Source organism: Acidovorax facilis (assembly GCF_050626955.1).
Lineage (GTDB): Bacteria > Pseudomonadota > Gammaproteobacteria > Burkholderiales > Burkholderiaceae_C > Acidovorax > Acidovorax facilis.
In genome coordinates this window covers 3,899,163-3,918,796 of the sequence record NZ_CP192460.1, presented here as the reverse complement: position 1 = coordinate 3,918,796, position 19,634 = coordinate 3,899,163, and the positions used below count along the sequence as shown (strand labels likewise).

General features: G+C 65.6%; 16 protein-coding genes. 2 read left to right on the top strand and 14 right to left on the bottom strand.

The window, feature by feature from the left end; all coding sequences use genetic code 11:
* Positions 1-22: 22 nt before the first annotated feature.
* The gene (locus tag ACQ4MJ_RS17905) at positions 23-622 is read left to right on the top strand and encodes a DUF4124 domain-containing protein (protein ID WP_431151777.1); all 600 of its coding nucleotides are present in this window, start codon (positions 23-25) and stop codon (positions 620-622) included.
* A 137-nt stretch (positions 623-759) separates the two neighbouring features.
* Here the strand turns inward: ACQ4MJ_RS17905 and ACQ4MJ_RS17900 are convergent, their stop codons facing one another.
* The 10 genes from ACQ4MJ_RS17900 to ACQ4MJ_RS17855 all read right to left on the bottom strand — a co-directional run bounded on the left by ACQ4MJ_RS17900 (position 760) and on the right by ACQ4MJ_RS17855 (position 13,462).
* Positions 760-1,692, bottom strand: coding sequence for an MBL fold metallo-hydrolase (locus tag ACQ4MJ_RS17900; RefSeq protein WP_431151778.1), 933 nt, complete (start codon positions 1,690-1,692; stop codon positions 760-762).
* Positions 1,693-1,854: 162 nt separating this feature from the next.
* Positions 1,855-4,074: a hypothetical protein gene (locus ACQ4MJ_RS17895; RefSeq protein WP_431151779.1), complete on the bottom strand. Its 2,220-nt coding sequence runs from the start codon at positions 4,072-4,074 to the stop codon at positions 1,855-1,857.
* Between the two features lie 321 nt (positions 4,075-4,395).
* The gene (rbsD, locus tag ACQ4MJ_RS17890; protein ID WP_431151780.1) at positions 4,396-4,785 is read right to left on the bottom strand and encodes a D-ribose pyranase; all 390 of its coding nucleotides are present in this window, start codon (positions 4,783-4,785) and stop codon (positions 4,396-4,398) included.
* Positions 4,782-5,726: a ribokinase gene (rbsK, locus tag ACQ4MJ_RS17885; protein WP_431151781.1), complete on the bottom strand. Its 945-nt coding sequence runs from the start codon at positions 5,724-5,726 to the stop codon at positions 4,782-4,784. Before rbsK ends, rbsD begins: the two co-directional genes overlap by 4 nt.
* Positions 5,723-6,745, bottom strand: coding sequence for a LacI family DNA-binding transcriptional regulator (locus tag ACQ4MJ_RS17880; RefSeq protein WP_431151782.1), 1,023 nt, complete (start codon positions 6,743-6,745; stop codon positions 5,723-5,725). Before ACQ4MJ_RS17880 ends, rbsK begins: the two co-directional genes overlap by 4 nt.
* A 57-nt stretch (positions 6,746-6,802) precedes the next feature.
* Positions 6,803-7,795 (bottom strand): ABC transporter permease, encoded by a 993-nt coding sequence (locus ACQ4MJ_RS17875; protein WP_228897436.1) that lies wholly within the window; start codon positions 7,793-7,795, stop codon positions 6,803-6,805.
* On the bottom strand, positions 7,792-9,456 hold the full coding sequence (locus ACQ4MJ_RS17870; RefSeq protein ID WP_431151783.1) for a sugar ABC transporter ATP-binding protein: 1,665 nt from the start codon (positions 9,454-9,456) through the stop codon (positions 7,792-7,794). The genes ACQ4MJ_RS17875 and ACQ4MJ_RS17870 overlap by 4 nt, the downstream gene beginning before the upstream one ends.
* A gap of 87 nt (positions 9,457-9,543) precedes the next feature.
* Complete coding sequence (locus ACQ4MJ_RS17865) at positions 9,544-10,497, bottom strand: sugar ABC transporter substrate-binding protein (RefSeq protein WP_431151784.1); 954 nt, start codon at positions 10,495-10,497, stop codon at positions 9,544-9,546.
* 464 nt (positions 10,498-10,961) lie between these two features.
* Positions 10,962-12,644 carry an AMP-binding protein gene (locus ACQ4MJ_RS17860; RefSeq protein WP_099731323.1) on the bottom strand — a complete coding sequence of 561 codons (1,683 nt, stop codon included), beginning with the start codon at positions 12,642-12,644 and terminating at the stop codon, positions 10,962-10,964.
* Positions 12,645-12,718: 74 nt separating this feature from the next.
* Positions 12,719-13,462: an FFLEELY motif protein gene (locus tag ACQ4MJ_RS17855; RefSeq protein ID WP_431151785.1), complete on the bottom strand. Its 744-nt coding sequence runs from the start codon at positions 13,460-13,462 to the stop codon at positions 12,719-12,721.
* A 98-nt stretch (positions 13,463-13,560) separates the two neighbouring features.
* Here ACQ4MJ_RS17855 and ACQ4MJ_RS17850 point away from each other — a divergent pair, with 98 nt between their 5' ends.
* Positions 13,561-14,457 (top strand): esterase/lipase family protein, encoded by an 897-nt coding sequence (locus ACQ4MJ_RS17850; protein ID WP_431151786.1) that lies wholly within the window; start codon positions 13,561-13,563, stop codon positions 14,455-14,457.
* Positions 14,458-15,395: 938 nt separating this feature from the next.
* Here the strand turns inward: ACQ4MJ_RS17850 and phhA are convergent.
* From phhA to ACQ4MJ_RS17830, 4 genes are all read right to left on the bottom strand, one after another.
* Entirely contained in the window at positions 15,396-16,235 is an 840-nt protein-coding gene (phhA, locus tag ACQ4MJ_RS17845; protein WP_431151787.1) for a phenylalanine 4-monooxygenase, read from the bottom strand.
* Between the two features lie 65 nt (positions 16,236-16,300).
* Positions 16,301-17,269 (bottom strand): Bug family tripartite tricarboxylate transporter substrate binding protein, encoded by a 969-nt coding sequence (locus ACQ4MJ_RS17840; protein WP_218298896.1) that lies wholly within the window; start codon positions 17,267-17,269, stop codon positions 16,301-16,303.
* 73 nt (positions 17,270-17,342) lie between these two features.
* Complete coding sequence (hppD, locus tag ACQ4MJ_RS17835) at positions 17,343-18,455, bottom strand: 4-hydroxyphenylpyruvate dioxygenase (protein ID WP_121507625.1); 1,113 nt, start codon at positions 18,453-18,455, stop codon at positions 17,343-17,345.
* A gap of 186 nt (positions 18,456-18,641) precedes the next feature.
* Positions 18,642-19,631, bottom strand: coding sequence for a lipase secretion chaperone (locus ACQ4MJ_RS17830; RefSeq protein WP_431151788.1), 990 nt, complete (start codon positions 19,629-19,631; stop codon positions 18,642-18,644).
* Between the last annotated feature and the right edge of the window lie 3 nt (positions 19,632-19,634).

The window sequence follows — 19,634 nt, the reverse complement described above, 5'->3', positions numbered from 1 at the left end:
CCAATATTTGGAGGGGTAAGCCATGAGAAAACTGGGTTGGGTGGCCATGGTCGCCCTGGCGATGGCTTTGGGCGCAGCAGCGCAGGCGCAGCCGGTGTACAAGTGGGTCGATGCCGACGGCAAAACCCATTACGGATCGCAGCCGCCGCCTACCTCACAGGATGCTGAGCCGATGAAGCTGCAGAACAACAACGGCACCAGTGGCAGCGGTGGGGTAGGCAGCAAGGGCAGTGCCTCTTCTGCTGGCAAGTCGGCGGGTGCCACCCAGTTCAACCCCGACGGCACCAAGAAGATTCCGAAAGACGTTCAGGAATTTGGCGAGGGGCTGAAGAAGGCCCTGGGCACGGTGGACGGCAAGCAAGTGCCGCTCAACTGCGCCACCGCAGTGGACAACATCCACTACCAAGCCGACCTCATGCTGGAAGTGGGCCAGAAGAACGTGCGCGACGGTTACATGGCCCAGGCGGACTTTGACAAGGCGGCACCCAAGATCCGTGAAGCCAAGGGCAAATACAGCCTATCGGACTGCCAGGGCGCATCGGGCAACAAGAAGGCGTTCTACCAGTGCATGTCCAGCAGCAACAACCATGTGACGGGGTGCGACAAGCAGCACAAGCATTGAAGCCGTGCCGAGGCGCTGTGTGCCGTCCCCCAAGAGGGACGCCTGCAGCGGCTCTGTCAAGGGCGTGCCGTGGCGGCACTGACTGAGGTGCATTGCTGGGGTCAGCCGGGATGCCAAGGTCCGGGCGGACGTCGTATCTATGCGTTGTGCAGCATGTCGCCTTGGCGGGTGGCCGCACCGGACCGCACCAGTTCGTCGCTCAGGCTGCCAAGCCATTCAACCTCGGCCTGATCGGCAAAGTGGCGCTCGCGGAGCATGCCGAAGTAGGGCGTGGCCTGCGCCCAGGCAGCCAGGTTCTGGAGACTGATCTGCTGCCATTCCAACAGCTTGTACTTGAGCAGCACCTTGGCCGCATAGAGCGCATGTTTGCCCGGGTTGCGCACAAAACCGTCCAGGCGGCGGCGTGCGCCGTCAATGGCGCGCGACGCATCGACAAACACCGGCCCGTGGCCGGGGATCACGACCTGGGGCGATAGCTGCTCGATCACATCCAGCGTTGCGGCCACCTGGGCGAACGCGTCTTCGCCTTCCAACTCGGGAAACACCACGCCAAAGCCGTTTTCCCACAGCGCATCGGCCGAGATCAGCACACGGCCCTGGGGCTCGAACAACACCACCGAATGCGGATCGTGGCCCGGCGCGGCATGCACCTGCCAGGGCTTGTCGCCGAGCAGCACGCAGGAGTCGGGCATGAGCAGCGTGTCGGCCCGAAAGGGCGGACATTCCTGGCCCGTCGGTGTGTAGCTGAGCGCATAGGCATCCCACTGGCGCACATGGTCGGCCTGGCCGGGTGGAATGGCCGTGAGCACGCCGGGCCAGGCCTTTTGTAGCGCGGCATTGCCGCCGCAGTGATCGCTGTGCAGATGGGTGTTGAGCACACGGTCCAGCGCGCGGCCCTGCAGCGCGTCGCGCACCAGGTCCACAGTCTGTTCGGCATGGCTGCAGTAGCCGGTGTCCACGATGGCCGTGTCGTGGTGGCCGACGAAGAGGATGTTGTTGGCCGAGAGCCAGCCGCGTTCCAGGACGGTGATTTCAGGGGGGAGCAGGTTGTGTGGCGCAGTAGTGGGCATGAAGGCGAGAGTGAAGGCTTTGCGGCGGGTATCAATACAAACGCTGCGCCGCAGTCTGCTGCCCAGCGTACTGCAGGTCTGGCGTGCCCGCAGTCCTCCAAAACCCGCATGCCCGCGCCATCGATGCCGCTCGGCGGGACAGCGGCATCTGGCTGCACGTGGCTACTGTGGCAAGGTCACTTGCACCACCGCGTTGCGGGTGCTGAAGAACAGCTTGGAATCCCGCACGGCAATGCCGATAGGCGTGTGAATGATGCCCGGAAGATCCCCTCCCAGAAAGCCTCGCTGCCCGGCACGACCGACCAGCGTGCTGACTTGGCCTTCTGTGGAGATCTTGCGAACCACGCTGTTGACAGGATCCGTGACGTACAGATTGCCCTTGGCATCCATTGCGAGGCTGGCGGTGCCGCCGTTTTCTCCATTGAGAGAGCCAAAATCTTGCCCGATGTAAACCCCGCCAGCTGAGTAGCTGCTGTAACTGGCTGCCGCAAAGCGCGCGCTGCTGGCCGGCCCATCCACCAGACCAGCAGGCAGATCGGCCCTGCCGGCGACGGTGCTGACCATGCCGGCAGGTGTGATCTTGCGGATGGTGGGGCCAATCCCGGTGAACGCGTCATTGAGCCCATCCACCACATACAGGTTGCCCGTCTGATCAAGGGTCATATTCCCCAGGATGGAGAAGCGCGCGGCGCTGCCCTGTCCGTCCACGTGGCCCAACGCGCCGGGACTGCCGGCCAGCAATGTGACCTCGCCTGCGGCGGTGATTTTGAGGATGACGCCATTGACGCCTGCCGCATAGACAGTGCCTGCAGCGTCGGCGGCAACCCCATTGATGGCGGCAGCATATCTGTAGGTGTTGCCACCATGGACGAATGGGGGAACCCATATGGACACATCTGCCAGAACCGATGCTTGGCCAGTGGGGCTGATCCTGAAAACCAGATTGGGATCGCCAGTAAACGGTGCCGTGGAGGCCGTGTAGATGTTGTCCTGCCCATCTACCGCCATGGCCCGCCAGGAGGGGTTCGCAAAGCCTGCAGGCCATTGGAGCGGGAGTGCGCTTGTGGTGCCGTCGGGGCGGACGATGCGCACCCTGCCAGCGTCGTAGTCGCCCACATACAGCGCTCCTGACTTCGCCAGAGCCATCGCCTGAGGAGCCTTGAACCGCGCATCTGTGCCCGGACCGTCTGCAGCGACGGCCTCGGGATTCGCCGCCGTGGGCTTCCCGACAAGGGTGGATCGGGTGCCATCGCGATGGTATTTTTGAATCCACGTGGATTGGACATTGGCGAGGCTGACGATGAAGTTGCCGCTGCGATCAACGACCAGGCTTCTACCCCCCGAAGCCGCAGGGACTGTGAGGGTCAGGGTGGACACGGCCCCGCTCTTGGTGATATGGCGAATGGTGACCGGGTCATGTCCATCCAGCGCATAAAGCTCGTTGGAGGCATCCAGTGCCAAATCGTGGAGGATGCTGAACTTGGCCGTCACGGCATCGCCATCGGCAGCACCCTGAATGTCTTGGTTGCCAGCGACATGGGTCACTTCTCCGGTGGGGGTAGATTTCTTGATGGAACTCCCGTGTGTGAAGTAGACGGTGCCGGAGGCATCTACGACGAACTTGGAGCGCTCCGGCTCCGGCAGCTCCATCGGCAGGGTGCTCGTGACGCCCGCAGGGGTGATCTGGCGAATCTTTGGGTAGGCGTAGCTACCCTGGCCGACATAGAGATTCCCGGCGCTGTCCAGCCTTATTTCGCGAGGAGCGCAGAGTGTTGAGCCCTGGGAGGGGCCGTCGGCATTGCCACACACGCCGGGTTTACCTGCGATGGTGGTGACGGCACCGGTGCTGTCAATCTTGCGCACCAGGTGGTTGGCTGTGTCCGCCACGTAGGTGTTGCCTGACGCGTCTGCTGCGACCGCTGTTGGATAGAAAAAACGTGCAGCTGGCCCCACTCCATCGGCGTAGTGGACAGTGACCGAGGGTGCAGGGGCCGGACTTTGGCCGCCCGCGACGGTGCTGACGGGACCGGAGGTTGCCCATTTCCGGATGGCATGGTTGCCTGTGTCTGCCATCAGCAAATCACCTGTGGGCGAAAGCGAGAGTGCTGGTATCCCGGAAAAAAGCGCATCGGCGGCGGCGCCATCCAGGTAACCGGACCGGTGGGTGGCCCCGGCCAGCAGACTGAGTGCAGGTGTGGGCTCGGGGACTGGGGTATCTGGGTTGCCTGCGTCCGGACCACTGCCGCTACCGCCCCCGCAGGACGTGGCAAAGATGGAAAGGCTGAGCAAACCTGCCAGCCAGGGGAGGGCAGGCCGATGCTGTCGCGACATGGGTTTCACAAGTGGTTCCTCCCTGATGAACTTGAAGCGGGTCTGCGCCAAGGATGGGCCTTCTCGCTGCTGGTTGATTATGCGTAGGGAGCATGGAAGTACGTGTCTGTTTCAACCCGTTGCAAATGCAGCGCCAGACGCCAGACGCCAGACCCGTGGCCCGGCGTTCGGGGCCGCGTCGACGAACTACCCAGGCCACGGCCAGCGTTGGTGCAAAGTCGCAGGAGCCGGGTGTGGGAAAGGTGCCTCTGCAGTCACCGGGGAAACGTATGGTTGCGGGACGTGGGCCGCGCTTTTCCCGCTGCTGCAACTCCAGCTCGGGTCTACCGTGCTGGCTTGCCGACCCCCTTGAAGTGGCTCAATGTCGTGAGGTCAGAACGTCACGCCCGCCACCAGAATCACATTGGCATAGGGCGTGCACTCGCCTGTGCGCACCATCACGCGGGCCTGCTGGGTCAGGCGCTTGAACTCATCGTGCGATACGGCCTGGGGATCCACCGGCAAGTGGCACCACGCGGGCAAATGGCCGCCGTTGCGCTCCATGGCCTCGTTAGCGATCACGGCTTTCTCGACCTGCATCTCCTCCAGCACCACCCGCAGCACATCGGCCACGGCCGGGATGCCCGGCGTCAGCGCCAGGTCAATGCGGCGCGGGCCATTGGGGATGGGCAGTCCCACGTCGCCAATCACCAGCATGTCGCCGTGGCCCAGGGTGGCGATGGCGTGGGAGAGTTCGGCGTGCAGCAGGGCGGTGCGTTTCACAGGGGGCTCCAGGCGGGCGGTTGGGGGCTTTGCGCCACGGCGGCGCGGGTGGGGATGGAGGGCTGGGCGCCCGGCTGCGTGACGCACAGCGCCGATGCTCGGATGCCTTCGCGCACGGCGGCGTCCAGCGGCCCGCCGCGTGCCAGCGCCACGGCCAGTGCCCCCAGGAAAGTGTCACCAGCGGCCGTGGTGTCCACGGCTTTCACGACCAGGCCGGGGTGGTAGCGGTTGCCTGCCGCATCGGCGGCCACGGCGCCCGCAGCGCCCAGAGTTACTACGACCTGTGCGGGGCCCTTGGCGCGCAGGGCTTGTGCGGCCTGCGCGGCATCGGCGGGGGTGTCCACGTTCTGGCCTGCCAGCGCGGCGGCTTCCACCTCGTTCACCACCAGTGTGTGCACCAGCGGCCACATCGCTTCGGGCAGGGGCTGGATGGGGGAGGGGTTCAGCACCACGGGGCAGCCAGCGGCATGGGCCATCGCGGCGGCGGCCAGCACCTGGGGCAGGGGCGTTTCAAACTGCAGCACCAGACCGCCTGCGCCTTGCAGCGCAGCGCCCAGCGCGGCGGCGTCCAGCACAAAGCGGCCATTGGCGCCGGGCACGACCACGATGCGGTTCTGCCCTGTGGCCTCCACGGTGATGGCGGCGACGCCGGTGGTGGTGTCGGTGTCGGTCTGCACGCCGCTGTGGTCGATGCCGTCGGCGTCGAGCCCGGTGCGCAGCGTGTGGCCATAGCCGTCGTCGCCCACGCGGCCAAACAGGGCCACCCGGGCACCCTGGCGCGCACAGGCCACGGCCTGGTTGCCGCCCTTGCCGCCGGGCACCAGGTGCAGGGCGTCGGCCAGCACGGTTTCGCCAGGGCCCGGCGCATGTTGCACCTGCAGCACCAGGTCCATGTTCAGGCTGCCGACGACGGCGATGCGGGGCGTGTGGGTGGTGCTCATGCCGCACCTCCGGGCGCATGGGCCGTGGAGGCGCGCACGCGCAGCTCGGGCTGCAGCATCACCTTGCGCGCGTCCTGGCGCTTGCCGTCGATGCGCTCCAGCAGCATGTCCACGGCCAGTGCGCCGATGCGCTGCTTAGGCTGGGCCACGGTGGTGAGCGGCGGGCTGGTGAAGGCGGCCAATTCGATGTCGTCAAAACCCACGATGGACAGTGCCTCGGGCACGCGCAGGCCGCGCTCGTGTGCGGCACACAGCGCGCCCATGGCCATGAGGTCGTTACACACGAAGACGGCGGTGGGCGGCTCGGGCGCGCGCAGCACGGCGTGCATGGCTTCGTAGCCACCCTGGCTCGTGAAGTTGCCATGCCACAGCAGGCCCCCCCCCTCGCCGCAGCCCGCGTCGGCCAGCGCGGTGCGCCAGCCGGCAATGCGCTGCTCGCTGGGTGCAATGCCGTCGGGGCCGCCAATGCAGGCAATGCGGCGGTGGCCCAGCGACAGCAGGTGGCGCGTGGCCAGCAGGCCGCCCTGCATGTGGGCGGTTTCCACCAGGTCGCAGGGCTGCTGTTCGGCAATGTCGATTTCGCGGTCCACCAGCACGGTGGGGATGGACAGGCCCGCCAGCTGCGTGGCCAGCGTGGCGTCATGCCCGGTAGAGACCACGATGAGTCCGTCGATGCGCCGCTCGGCCAGCACCTGCAGGTAGGTGCCCTGGCGGTGCGCCTCGTCGTTGGTGTTGCACAGGATGACGTTGTAGCCTGCGCCAAAGCAGCGGTCTTCCACGCTGTGCACGATCTCGGCAAAGTAGGGGTTGGAGCTGTTGGGGATCAGCATGCCCAGCGTGCGCGTGTTGTTGCTCTTGAGGCTGCGCGCAATGGCGCTGGGCACGTAGCCCAGGGCGCGGATGGCGGCCTCGACGCGCTCGCGCCCCTCGGGGCTCACGCGGCGCGTGCCGTTGACAACGTGCGACACCGTGGTGACCGACACCTCGGCGTGGCGCGCAACGTCCTTGATAGTAGCCATGCAAAAAGAAGAATGAGGTCGTTGTTGGTGGGGCAGACGGTCGCGGTAATCAGTCTCTCAGACCTTGGCGCGGCGCTGGCGCAGCGTGTCCACGATCACAGCCGCCACGATCACAAAACCCGTGATGATGCGCTTGCTGGGCTCGCTGGCGCCCACCTGGGCCAGACCCGCCTCCAGCACCGCGATGATGAGCACGCCAAACGCGGTGTTGACCACCGAGCCGCGCCCGCCCATGAGGCTGGTGCCGCCAATCACCACGGCCGCAATCACCTGCAGCTCCATGCCGGTGCCGGCGTTGGGGTCGGCGGCTTCGAGCCGGGCCGACTGCATCAGGCCCGCCAGGCCCGCCAGCAGGCCGGTCATGGCAAACACGATGACGCGGATGGGGCGCGGGTCCACGCCTGCGAGGCGCATGGCTTCTTCATTGGTGCCAATGCCCACCACGCAGCGGCCGAACACCGTGCGCGACAGCACCAGCTGCGCCACCACCACCAGCACCACGGCCAGCAAGAAGGCGAACGAGATGCCGCCAAAGAACGGCGCCGACAGCCACGAGATCGCATCGCCCACGTACTGCGTGCGCGAGTCGGTCACCACATAGGCGCTGCCGCGCACGGCTTCGAGCATGCCCAGCGACACGATGAACGAGGGCAGCCGCCACGCGACGGAAATGGTGCCCGTGATGGTGCCGCACACCAGGCCCGTGGCCAGTGCCAGCGCGGCGGCGGCGGGCACCGTCCAGCCCCACTGCAGGATGGCAGCGGCCGAGGTGGCGGCGGCCAGCGCCATCACCGAGCCCACCGACAAATCGATGCCCGCGATGATGAGCACAAAGGTCATGCCCACGGCCATCACGGCCAGGGCCGGGATCTCGTTGGCGATGGTGATGAAGGTTTCGGCGCTCCAGAAGTATTCGGACAGCGACGAGAACAGCGCCACCATGCCTGCCAGCACGGCCAGCAGGCCCAGGTAGGTGCCCAGCTGGCTGCGCCAGACTGAAGCGGAGGAAGGCGCCGCAGCGGGCGCGGCAGATGCGGTGGGGGCGTTCATGCGGTCACAGGAGAAGAAGTTGAAGGGGTGGTGCTGGTGCGTCCGCCGGGCTCGGAGAACGCGGCTGCCAGCAGCGATTGCTCGGACCACTCGCCGCGCTCGAACACGGCCACCAGGCGGCCCGCGCTCATCACGCCGATGCGGTCGGCCATCGCCATGAGTTCGCGCAGGTCGGACGACACCATCAGCAGCGCGCGGCCTTCTGCGGCCATGCGGTCCAGCTCGCCATACAGCTCGGCGCGGGCGCCCACGTCCACGCCGCGCGTGGGTTCGTCGAGCAGCAGCACGCGGCCTTCGCGGTGCAGCCAGCGGGCGAACACCACCTTTTGCTGGTTGCCGCCCGACAGTTGGCCCACGGGCTGCTCGGCGCTGCGGCAGCGGATGCCCAGCGTGCGCACAAAACCCTGCACCAGGCGGCTTTCGAGCCCGCGCTGCAACCAGCCGCCGCGCGACACGGCCGACAGGTCGGACAGTGTGGCGTTGATCCGGATGGGTTGCGACAGCAGCAGGCCCTGGGATTTGCGGTCTTCGGTGACCAGGCCCACACCGGCGGCGATGGCCTGAAGAGGCGAGGCGAAACCACGGGGAATCGTGCGGGGTGCGACCTGGAAAACCGCAGGTTTCTGGTTTGCTATGTTTTGTATAGCTGGTTGCGCTTGCGCATCAAGCGCTAGAGGCTGTTTTTGTTCATACTCTGGGTGCAGCGTCACGCTGCCGCGGTCTGCCCGGTCCGCGCCGAACAGCAGGCGGACCAGCTCGGTGCGGCCCGATCCAACCAGCCCGGCAATGCCGAAGATCTCGCCCGCACGCAACTCCAGGCTCACTTCCTGCACGGCGGTGCCCCGGCCCAGGTTGTCAGCGCTCATCACCACCGGGCCCACAGGGCGGCGCGGGCGGTGGTCCAGGTCGCTCACCACGCGGCCCACCATGCGCTGCACCAGGTCGTCCTCGCTCATGCCGGCCATGGGGCGCACGTCCACCAGGCGGCCATCGCGCAGCACCGCCACGCGGTCGGCAATGCGGCGCAGTTCTTCGAGCCGGTGCGACACGTAGATGATGGCCACGCCGCGTGCGGTGAGGTGCGCGATCTGCTCGAACAGGTAATTGGTCTCGCGCGGCGTGAGCATGGCCGTGGGCTCATCGAGCACCAGAATGCGCGTGTCGTCCTGCAGGTTGCGCGCAATCTCCACCATCTGCTGCTGGCCGATGCCCAGCTGCGAGACCGGGGTGGCGGGGTCGATGTTGTCGAGCCCGATCTTGGCCAGCTGCGCACGGGCGGCGGCGTGCAGCACATCGCGCTGCAGCCAGCCCAGGCGGTGTGGCAAGCGGCCCATCAACAAATTCTCGGCCACGGTGAGCGTGGGCACCAGGCCCAGCTCCTGCATCACCATGCGCACGCCGTGGCGCTCGGCATCGCGGCGCGACGTGGGCGTGTAGGTTTGGCCCGCCAGCACCATGCCACCGCGCGTGGGCTGCTCCAGCCCGCAGAGGATCTTGGACAGCGTGCTCTTGCCCGCGCCGTTCTCCCCGGTCAACGCCAGCACCTCGCCCGCAAACAGCTCCACGTTCACGCCATCGAGCACGGTGGCGGTGTAGTCCTTGCCCACGGCCTGGATGGCGAGCAAGGGCGGGGACTGAGGAGCGGGCGAGCGACTGGGCATGGGGGCTTGAAGTGGGCGGCTGCAGGGCGGGGTTTATCGGTTGAGCGGCGAACAACGCCAGAAGGGCCTTGTTCGCCGCTCTCGGATTTACTTGCTGTCTTTCGTCACCAGCACCACGTCCGTCTTCACCGTGGCGGGCAGCTGGTTCTGCGGCGTCTTGGCGGCCAGGGCCTTCTGCGCCAGTTCGATGCCGAACACGGCCTGCTTGGCGGCGTACTGGTCGGCGGTGGCCAGCACGCGGCCGTCGGCCAACATGGGCTTGATGGCGCCGATGTTGTCGTAGCCCACCACCTGCACCTTGCCGGTCTTGCCTGCGGCCTTCACGGCGGCCACGACGCCCAGGGCCATGCTGTCGTTGCCAGCCAACAGGGCGACCAGGTCAGGGTGCTCGCGCATCATGCCGGCGGCCACGGTGTTGCCCTTTTCGATCTCCCAGTTGCCGGACTGCACTCCCACCACGGTGATGTTGGCGGCCTTCATGGCGTCCTGGTAGCCCAGGGTGCGCTGCTGCGCATTGAAGGTGGTGGACACGCCTTCGATGATGCCGACCTTGTCACCGGCCTTCAGCGTCTTGGCCAGGTGGTCGCCCACCAGCTTGGCGCCTGCGCGGTTGTCGGGGCCCACGAAGGGCACGGTGATACTCTTTTCCTTCAGCGCGTCGGCATCGAGCTGGTTGTCGATGTTGACCACGAGAATGCCTTTGTCGATGGCCGCCTTGACCACGGGCACCAGCGCCTTGGAGTCGGCCGGGGCCAGCACGATGGCGCTGACCTTCTGCGCCATGGCTTGTTCGATCATCTTGATCTGCGCTGCCGTGTCGGTCTCGTTCTTGATGCCGTTGGCCACCAGCGTGTATTCCTTGGCGTGGGCCTTCTGGTGCGCCTTGGCGCCGTCTTCCATGGTGCGGAAGAACTCGTTGGCCAGCGACTTCATGATGAGCGCGATCTTCGGCTTGTCCTGCGCAAACGCAGGGCTGGCCAGCAGGCTGCCCACAACGGCGAGGGCGGCGGCGGTCTGAACGGAACGGCGGGTGAACTGCATGGGTGTTGTCTCCAGGTTGGAATGTGGACAAAGGCAACGCTGAACAAGCCTCTCGCGCCCGGCACATCCCTGGCTCAGGACGGTCTGCAGCGTTGCAAATCCTCGCGATAGCTACGGCTATCACTGTGGTTTGCGCCTTGCAGCCCATCCCGATCCAGGGCCCGCCGCATCGCGGAGGCTTATTCAGCGTCGCCCTAAGGCGACCGACAGCGTGGAGGGAAATCCCCGGCAGCGCCCCAAAAAGGAGCGGCTACGGATGCCCGGTGCCTTGTCGCGATTGGGATGATAACGAAAGCAAACGTTTGCGCAAACGTTTGCTAGTCGGTGAAAACCCGAAGATGCAGACATTGGAGTACCGGTGCAGTGGGGCGACCTGCAGGGTTTATGCCAAGAAAAAGGGCGCCGAAGCGCCCTGGGGGAGGTGGCAGGGGGCGGCGCTTGGCGCGCTGCCCTTGTGAACAGCGTCAAGCCTTGCGCAATTCCCTGCGCAAGATCTTGCCCACGTTGCTCTTGGGCAACTCGTCGCGGAACTCGATGTACTTGGGGCGCTTGTAGCCGGTGAGATTCTGGTGGCAGTAGTTGGCCACCTCGTCCTCGGTCAGGGCCGGGTCGTTCTTGATGATGAACACCTTGATGGCCTCGCCCTGCTTCTCATCGGGAACGCCAATGGCCGCGCATTCGACCACGCCGGGGCACAGGCTGATGACCTGCTCCAGCTCGTTGGGGAACACATTGAAGCCGCTCACCAGGATCATGTCCTTCTTGCGGTCGATGATGCGGGTGTAGCCCTGCGGGTCCATGATGCCGATGTCGCCCGTGCGCATGAAGCCGTCGGGCGTGAAGGCCTTGGCGTTTTCTTCGGGCTGGTTGTAGTAGCCCACCATCACGTTGGGGCCGCGGATGCAGATCTCGCCCGACTCGCCCTGGGGCAGGCTGTTGCCTTCGTCGTCCTTGATGGCGATGTCGATGCCCGGCAAGGGCAGGCCGATGTTGCCGCTGAAGGTGGTGCTAATCACCGGGTTGTTGGTGCCGATGGCGCAGGTCTCGCTCATGCCCCAGCCTTCGATCATGGTGCTGCCGGTCACTTTCTGCCACTGCTTGGCCGTGCCCTCGCTGGCTGCCATGCCTCCGGCCTGCGACACGCACAGGTGCGAAAAATCCAGGGTCTTGAACTGCGGGTTTTGCAGCAGCGCGTTGAACAGCGTGTTCACCGCAGGCAGCATGTGGAAGGGGCGCTTCTTGAGTTCGGCCACGAACTTCGGAATGTCGCGCGGGTTCGGGATCAGCGTGAGGCTGGAGCCTTGGCGGATGGCCAGCAGGCACAGCGTGAGCGCGAAGATGTGGTACAGCGGCAGCGCGGCAATGGAGTTGGCCTTGGAGAGGTCGCCCACCTTGGACAGTGCGGGCGTGAACCACGCCTCGGCCTGCAGCGTGGCGGCCACGATGTTGCGGTGGGTGAGCACCGCGCCCTTCGACAGGCCTGTGGTGCCGCCCGTGTACTGCAGGAAGGCGATGGAATCGAGCGTGGCCTGGCTGGGCGCGAGCGACTTGTGCTCGCCCAGCGACAGCGCCTTCTTGAACGTGACGACCTTGCGGCCGTTGGACAGCGGCAGGTCATACGCAGGCACCATCTTGGCGAGGTGGCGCACGGCGAAGGTGATCCATTTGCCAAACCAGAAGCCCAGCAGGTCGCCCATGGAGGCCATCACCACATGCTTGACGGCCGTGTGGTCAATGACCTCAGCCAGCGTGTGGGCAAAGTTCTCCAGGATCACGATGGCCGTGGCGCCCGAGTCCTTGAGCTGGTGCTCCAGCTCGCGCGCGGTGTACAGCGGGTTCACGTTCACGCAGGTGTAGCCTGCGCGCAGCACGGCCGCCATGGTCACGCCAAACTGGGGGATGTTGGGCAGCATGATGGCCACGCGCGCACCCGGCTCCAGCCCCAGGCTCTGCAGATAGGCCCCCAGCGCGGCCGAGCGGCGCTCCAGCTCGCCATAGGTCATCCACTGGTCCATGCAGACCGAGAACGGACTGGATGCGTGTTTGCGGAACGACTCTTCCAGCAGGTGGGCCACAGAGCGGTATTGCTCGGGCTTCACGTCATGCGGGACGCCCGGGGGGTAGCTCTTGAGCCAGATCTTTTCCATGCGCTTGTTTCCTTGTGCTCGCCAAATGCCATTGATAGGTGGGCACAGATTGTGGAAGGCGGGCGCGTTGCGGGCTATCGGGCTTGTCCTAGGGTGTTGGCAAGCTGGGTCTCGCAGGTGACACGGTCCGCATCGAAGAGCTGGTCCATCAGCGCCCGCTCCCGTTGCTCGATGGTGGCCAGAAACTGCTCTACCCCGCCGCGCTGGCGCGCAAGCTGGCCGAAGGTGTCAAACCCGGCCTCCAGAAACCTCTGCAACGCGCCCATGCCGGCCGCGTTGGCCGGGCCCCTCATCATGCGCAGCATCATCCGCAGGCCGGGGGTGCGCGTGAGGCGCGCCAGGTCATTGCCCATGGCCAGCACGCGCTGCAGCTGCTGCGCTCGTGCATGGCGCTGGCCCACAGTGCGCCAGGCTGCGGTGTAGCGGATGGCGTCGCTGGCTGCGTTGGCTTCATGCACCAACCACGCGCGGCCCATGTCCTGGTCCAGTTCCTCGGTCTGTGCGTGCAGCACGGCCAGGGCCACGGCGGTGGTCACCACTGGCTGGGGGAACATGGTCTGCAGCGTGCCCGCAATGCGGCCAAACTGCAGATCGCGGTCGGTGTAGTCGGTGTCGCTGTACAGCTCTTCCAGAAAGAACTGCGCTGCGGGTCCGAAGGCGGGCGAGCCCATCAGGTCCGCATAGGTGCCCCGAAAGCGCCGCGCCTGCAGGCTTTTGACGTTGCCCACCGCCGCCCCCAGCGCCGGGTCGCCCTTGCGGTGCAGGCGCAGGGCGGTCACGTCGGCGATGCAGTCGCGGATGGTCTGGGCGGCATCCATGGGGCGGGGTCCTTTCAGCGTTCTGCGGGGTGCGGTGTCGGGCTGTGGTCAGACCGCACAATGCGGCTGGTCAATTACAACATTTGCCCATCACCACCATGATCGCGCGCTGGCAACGAATCCTGCTCCTGTTCATCCTGCTGACCATGGCCGCCTGGCTGGTGTGGCAGTGGCCCCATTCACCGTTGCGTGCCGTGCTGGGGGCACTGGTGCCGCTCAGCATTTACCTGGTGGTGATGGCGGTGGAGTTTGTGCTGATGCACATCACCAACCGTGCCGATGCTGCGCCCCGCGCCCGCCTGTCACAGGTCGTGGGTGCCTGGTGGGCCGAGGTGTGGGTGGCGTTGATGGTGTTTTGCTGGCGCCAGCCATTTCGCCACCAGTCATTGCCCGATTGGCTGCCTGCGCAGCCGACAGGAAAACGCGGCGTTGTGCTGGTGCATGGCTTCATGTGCAACCGGGGCCTGTGGCTGCCGTGGTTCGCGCCATTGCAAGCCCGAGGCCATGCCTATGTGGCGGTCAATCTGGAGCCGGTGATGGGCTCGATTGACGAGTATGCCGACATCATCGAAGACGCTGTGCGCCAAGTGACGGCGGCCACGGGGCAGGCGCCGGTGTTGTTGTGCCACAGCATGGGGGGCTTGGCGGTGCGGGCGTGGCTGCGGGCGCACCAGGCGGACGGGCGGGTGCACCGGGTGTTGACACTGGGCACGCCGCATGGGGGCACGTGGCTGGGGCGTTTCAGTCGTGCGGTGAATGGGCGGCAGATGAGCTTGGCGGGGGATTGGGTGGTGGCGTTGCAGCGGGCAGAGCCGGCGGGGCGGGCTGCGTTGTTTACGTGCTGGTATTCGAACTGCGACAACATCGTGTTTCCGGCGACTACTGCGGCGTTGGTGGGGGCGGAACACCGGTTGGTGGAAGGGGTTGCGCATGTCGAGATGGCGTTTGACCCTGGGGTGATGGAGGCTTGTCTGGAGGAGATAGGTCGAGTGTGATTCTCTGGATTTTTTGACTGCTAGCGCCTGTCTATAAAGCGTTAGTAGCTATCGATTTTGTAGTGTTTGGTTGCGTGCGCTGATTGGATGGTGTGTCTTTGTTGAGGGCGGAGGCCGGGAGTCGCCCGGCGTGCGAGTAACTTTCTTTTGCTTCGCCAAAAGAAAGTCACCAAAGAAAAGGCGACCCCCAGTCTGCGACCCCTTCGCGGTGCGAAGGGGCAAACCCGCGTCGGGGCGGTTGCGGGGTGCGCCGTGGAACTCACTGCGCTGCGGTGCAGCTTCGTTCAGACAGCCACGGCGAGTCAGTTCACGAGGCATGGGCGCTGCGACGCCCATGCTCACCCCACAACCGCCCCGCCGCAGGCGCAGCCAGCAGGGGTGGGGAGCCGAACATCCAAACAGCCGGACATCCATTCGGGCCATCGCTGCGCTCGGCCCAGTTTGCGCAGCGCGTGGCGCTTGCGCCCGCGAGACGGTGCCGAGCGCAGCGCAGCGAAGCAATGGCCCGTGTGGATGTCCCTCGGGTTCCCTTCTGGATGCGCCTGGGGCGCGCAGGGCGCGGGGTGGCGCGTGTGCCGAAGGACACACGCGCTTCGTGAACTGACTCACCGCAGCTGTTTGAGCGGAGCGCCGCAGGCGCGCAGCGAGTTCTGCGGTGCACCCCGTGACCGAGCACCCCAGGTTGCCCCGCAGCGCAGCGAAGGGGTCGCAGACAGCAGGGTCGCCTTTTCTTTGGTGACTTTCTTTTGGCGAAGCAAAAGAAAGCCACTGCGCCGCCGGGCGCACACCCCGGCCTCCGCCCTGAACCCAGGCACGCCTTCCAAACCAGCACGCCGAGGCTTCGAGAGCTTCAACCCGAATGGTTGAAGGATTGCTATAAAAATGGTAGCTATCAGCGCTCTATGGAAAGGCGGAAGAAGCCAATTTCATCTAAAGAATCAAGCCGCCACAGCCTCCCGCTCATCCGCAGCAAACTCTGGTAACCCCCGCAGCCGCTCATAGATCGGCGCAAAGTCCGCTGCTGTCATCTCAAACAGCTGCTCAAAGCTGTCGATCACAAAATACGTCTGCTGGTACGTATCGATTTTGTAGCGCGTGCGCATGGTCCGCTCCAACTGCAGCGGAATGCGCTGCGGCTCCGGGCTCTGCACCGAGTACGCCAGCTCGCCCGACGAGCTCAAGATGCCAGCGCCATACGCCCGCAACTGCCCCGCCTCGCGGATCAGCCCGAACTCGATCGTGTACCAGTACAGGCGGCTCAGCATCTCGCACGACCCCAGCCCCTGCGCCTTCAGCCCACCCTGGCCGTAGCGCTGCACATAGTCGGCAAACACCGGGTTGAACAGCAGCGGCACATGGCCAAACAGGTCGTGAAAAATGTCGGGCTCGACGATGTATTCGAACTCCTCGGGCTTGCGGATCCAGTCCGTCACCGGGAATTTACGGTTGGCCAGCAAGGTGAAAAAGGGCACCTCGGGGATCAATCCCGGCACGCCCACCAGCTCCCAGCCTGTGGCCTTGTACAGGCGCTCGTTCACCTCTTCAAAACGCGGGATGCGGTCGCTCGCGCCCAGTGAGGGCAGGGCGTCGATGAACGCCTGGCTGGCCAGGCCCGGCAGCAGGGCGCGCTGGCGCTCGTAGAGACGGCGGTAGGTGTCGTGGTCGGCGGCGGTGTAGCTCGCGTAGTCCTGCGGGCAGGTGTAGTCCGCGTTGGCACGCGAGTAGTCGCCACGCGGGGGGCGGGTGGATTGGCCATAGACGACAGGGGCTTGTCCCATTTTTTTCTCCTTTGCCGCCATGGTCGGCGCACCGCGACGGGGGTGCGCACCAGCCCATGCGGCTGCTAATCGATCTTGATCTTTGCGGCCCGGATCAGGAACTCGTACTTGCTGTTTTCCGAGCGCACAAACTGCGCAAACCCGTCGAGCGTCAGCTCTTCGGGCGTGATGCCCATCTTCTTGAACTTCTCCTTGCCAGCGGGCGAATGCATCGCTGCCGAGAACGCATTGGCATACCGGCGCGCGTCGGCATCGGGCAGCGAGGCGGGCGCGAACAGGCCGAACCAGGTCGACACGTTGAAGCCCTGCACGCTGTCGTTGATGCTGGGCACGTTCGGCAGCGCCTCGTTGCGGCTCAACGTGGTTACACCCAGCGCCAGCAGCTTGCCCGACTGGATCTGCGGCAACGCCGAGGCCAGGTTGTCAAACACCATCAGCACCTGGCCGGATTCCAGTGCCGCCAGCGCGGGCTTGGAGCCCTGGAACGGCGTGTGGCCCATCTTGGTGTTGGTGAGCGACTTGAACATCTCGGCCGAGATGTGGCCGATGCTGCCGTTGCCGCCCGATCCGTACTTGGCCTGGTCCGGGTTCTTCTTGAGGTACTGCACGAGGTCGGGCGTGGTCTTGATGCCCAGCTTGACCGCCTGCTCCGCATTCACCACCAGCACGTTGGGCGTGCGGGCTACCAGCGCGATGGGCTTGAAGTCCTTGAGCGCGTTGTAAGGGAAGTTCTTGTACAGCCAGGGATTGACGGCGTGGGTGGCCACGGCGCCCATCAGCACCTGGTTGCTGGTCTTGGGTGATTTGGCGACCTGGTCGGCACCGGTACTACCACCCGCCCCCGGTTTGTTCTCCACGGTAATGGAGCCAAGCTGGGCTGCAGCACCCTCGGCCACGATGCGGGCCGAGGTGTCCAGCGGACCACCAGCGGGGTAGGGAACCACGATGGTGAGCGGGGCAGAGGGGCTTTGGGCCATGGCAAAGGTGGCCACACAGGTCAGGCCAACACTGAACAGGGTGCTACGGAGCGACATCGGGATCCTTATGAGTTCCGGGGAGCGCGCAGTATAGGCACCTGTTCAGGGTTAACCCTGGATGTCGGATGTCTTAGGTGTTCAGCACGCCACGGCGGATCTGGTCGCGCTCCAGCGACTCGAACAGCGCCTTGAAGTTGCCTTCGCCAAAACCATCGCGGTAGTCGCCTTCGCGCTGGATGAATTCGAAGAACACCGGGCCCAGCATGGGGGTGGAGAAAATCTGCAGCAGCAGGCGGGGCGTGCCGTCGGCCGTGGTGCCGTCCAGCAAGATGCCGCGCGACTGCAGTTCGGGCACAGGCTGGCCGTGGCCGGGCAGGCGGGTGTCCAGCATTTCGTAATAGACCTCGTTGGGCGCGGTGGCCAGCTGCACGCCGGCCATGCCCAGCTTGTCCACCACCTCCAGCAGGTTGTCGCAGATCAGAGCGATGTGCTGGATGCCTTCGCCGTTGAACTGCATCAGGAATTCTTCGATCTGGCCACCACCCTGCTTCGATTCTTCATTCAGCGGGATGCGGATCTTGCCGTCCGGCGCCGTCATGGCCTTGCTGGTCAGGCCCGTGTATTCGCCCTGGATGTCGAAGTAGCGGATCTCACGGAAGTTGAACAGCTTCTCGTAGAAATTGGCCCAGAAGCCCATGCGGCCGCGGTACACGTTGTGCGTAAGGTGGTCGATGAGGTTCAGGCCATGGCCCACGGGGCGGCGGTCCACGCCTTCGATGAACTCGAAGTCGATGTCGTAGATGGACTTGCCGTCTTCAAACCGGTCGATCAGATACAGCGGCGCACCACCAATGCCCTTGATGGCGGGCAGGCGCAGTTCCATGGGGCCGGTGGGGATCTCGATGGGCTGGGCACCCAGCTCCAGGGCGCGGTTGTAGGCCTTGTGGGCGTCCTTCACGCGGAAGGCGAGGCCGCAGGCCGACGGGCCGTGTTCGGCGCCGAAGTAGGCGGCCTGGCTGTGGGGCTCGCGGTTCAGGATGAAGTTGATGCCGTTCTGGCGGTACAGCACCACATCCTTGGAGCGGTGCTTGGCGACCAGGGTGAAACCCAGCTTTTCGAACACGGCCTCCAGCACGCCGGGCTGGGGCGAGGTGAATTCGACGAACTCGAAGCCCATCAGGCCCATCGGGTTGTCCCAGGCTTCGAGCTGGGCGGCGGTTTCTTGCGGCAAGGCGGCGTTCATGGGGTGTCTCCGGCATTCGTTGAGGAATGTCATGGACTGTAGGCGCGCCCTGCCTCATGTTTCTGGCGAAATCAAGAGGCTTGGGCCTCCGATTTGCAGGAATATTGTGAATGATCAAATTTCAGCGCAAGACGAGGGCGCTACCCCGGTATGTGGCGGCTGTCTCTTGCGTGGGGCCAGGGGAGCTCAGGAGCCTGACGCAGCAGGTGGCAGGCGCAGCAGCGCCAGGGCGGCGTCGATGCGTTGTTGCTCCTCGGCGGAGAAAAGCTGCTGGCGCAGTTGCTGCAATGCGGGGCCTTCGCCTTGTTGGCCGCGCGCCTGGTTGTACTGGTCAAGCCGCTGCTGCCAGTGTTGTTCTTCCCGGTCGAGCTGGGCCATGGCGTGGGCGGCGGCCTCGCCGTATTGCGCACTCCGGGCCGCGTGGCGGGTGCGCTCGTCGGTGTTTTGCGCGTTGAACGCGGCGGTCTGGGCGGCGGCACTCAGGTGTTCGGTGGTGGCGGCGCGCTCGGCGCGGCGCGCTGCGGGCAATTCATTCTCTGCATGGCGCAAGGCCTGGGCGCGCTGTTCAGCGCTGAGCTGGGGGTTGCGCTCGATTTCCAGGCGTGCCAGGGTGTAGCGGTCCAGTTCCGCCTCGCGGGCGAACAGGGCGTCGTGCTCGGGGCCGTCAAAAAACTGCTGGCGCACCTTGTGGCGCGCTTCCAGCGCCTCGCGCAGGGCACCGGGGTCGTTCGGGTCCTGGGGAGGACGCAGTTGGCCCAGGGCCACGCGGTAGTCCACATAGCGCTCGGCCAGCGCCAACGCACGCGTAGCCAGGGCTGCCGGGAAGTGTTTGCCCACCAGCGCCGCCAGGCGTTGTTTGAGTGCGGCGGGGTCTGTCGCGCCGTCCTCCAGGGCTTCTGTGAGCAGTGCCTCCAGCGTGTCGCGCAGGCCGTGCGTCAGCAGGGGGTCTTCACCGCGGTCGGGGTCGGTGGCGCGGCGGGTGGCAAAGAAGCTGCTCTCCATGGGCCGCGCCGACAGGGTCTGGCCTGCACCGCCGGTTGGCGCTGCCGCCGCGCCGGGCACCGAACGCGGGTCCACCGCGCCCGGCAGGCCTTGCTGTGAACCCTGCCACCAGACCACGGCGGCCGTGGCGGCGACCAGGGCCACCCCTGCGGCGAAGGCGCGGGCGCGGTTCACGGC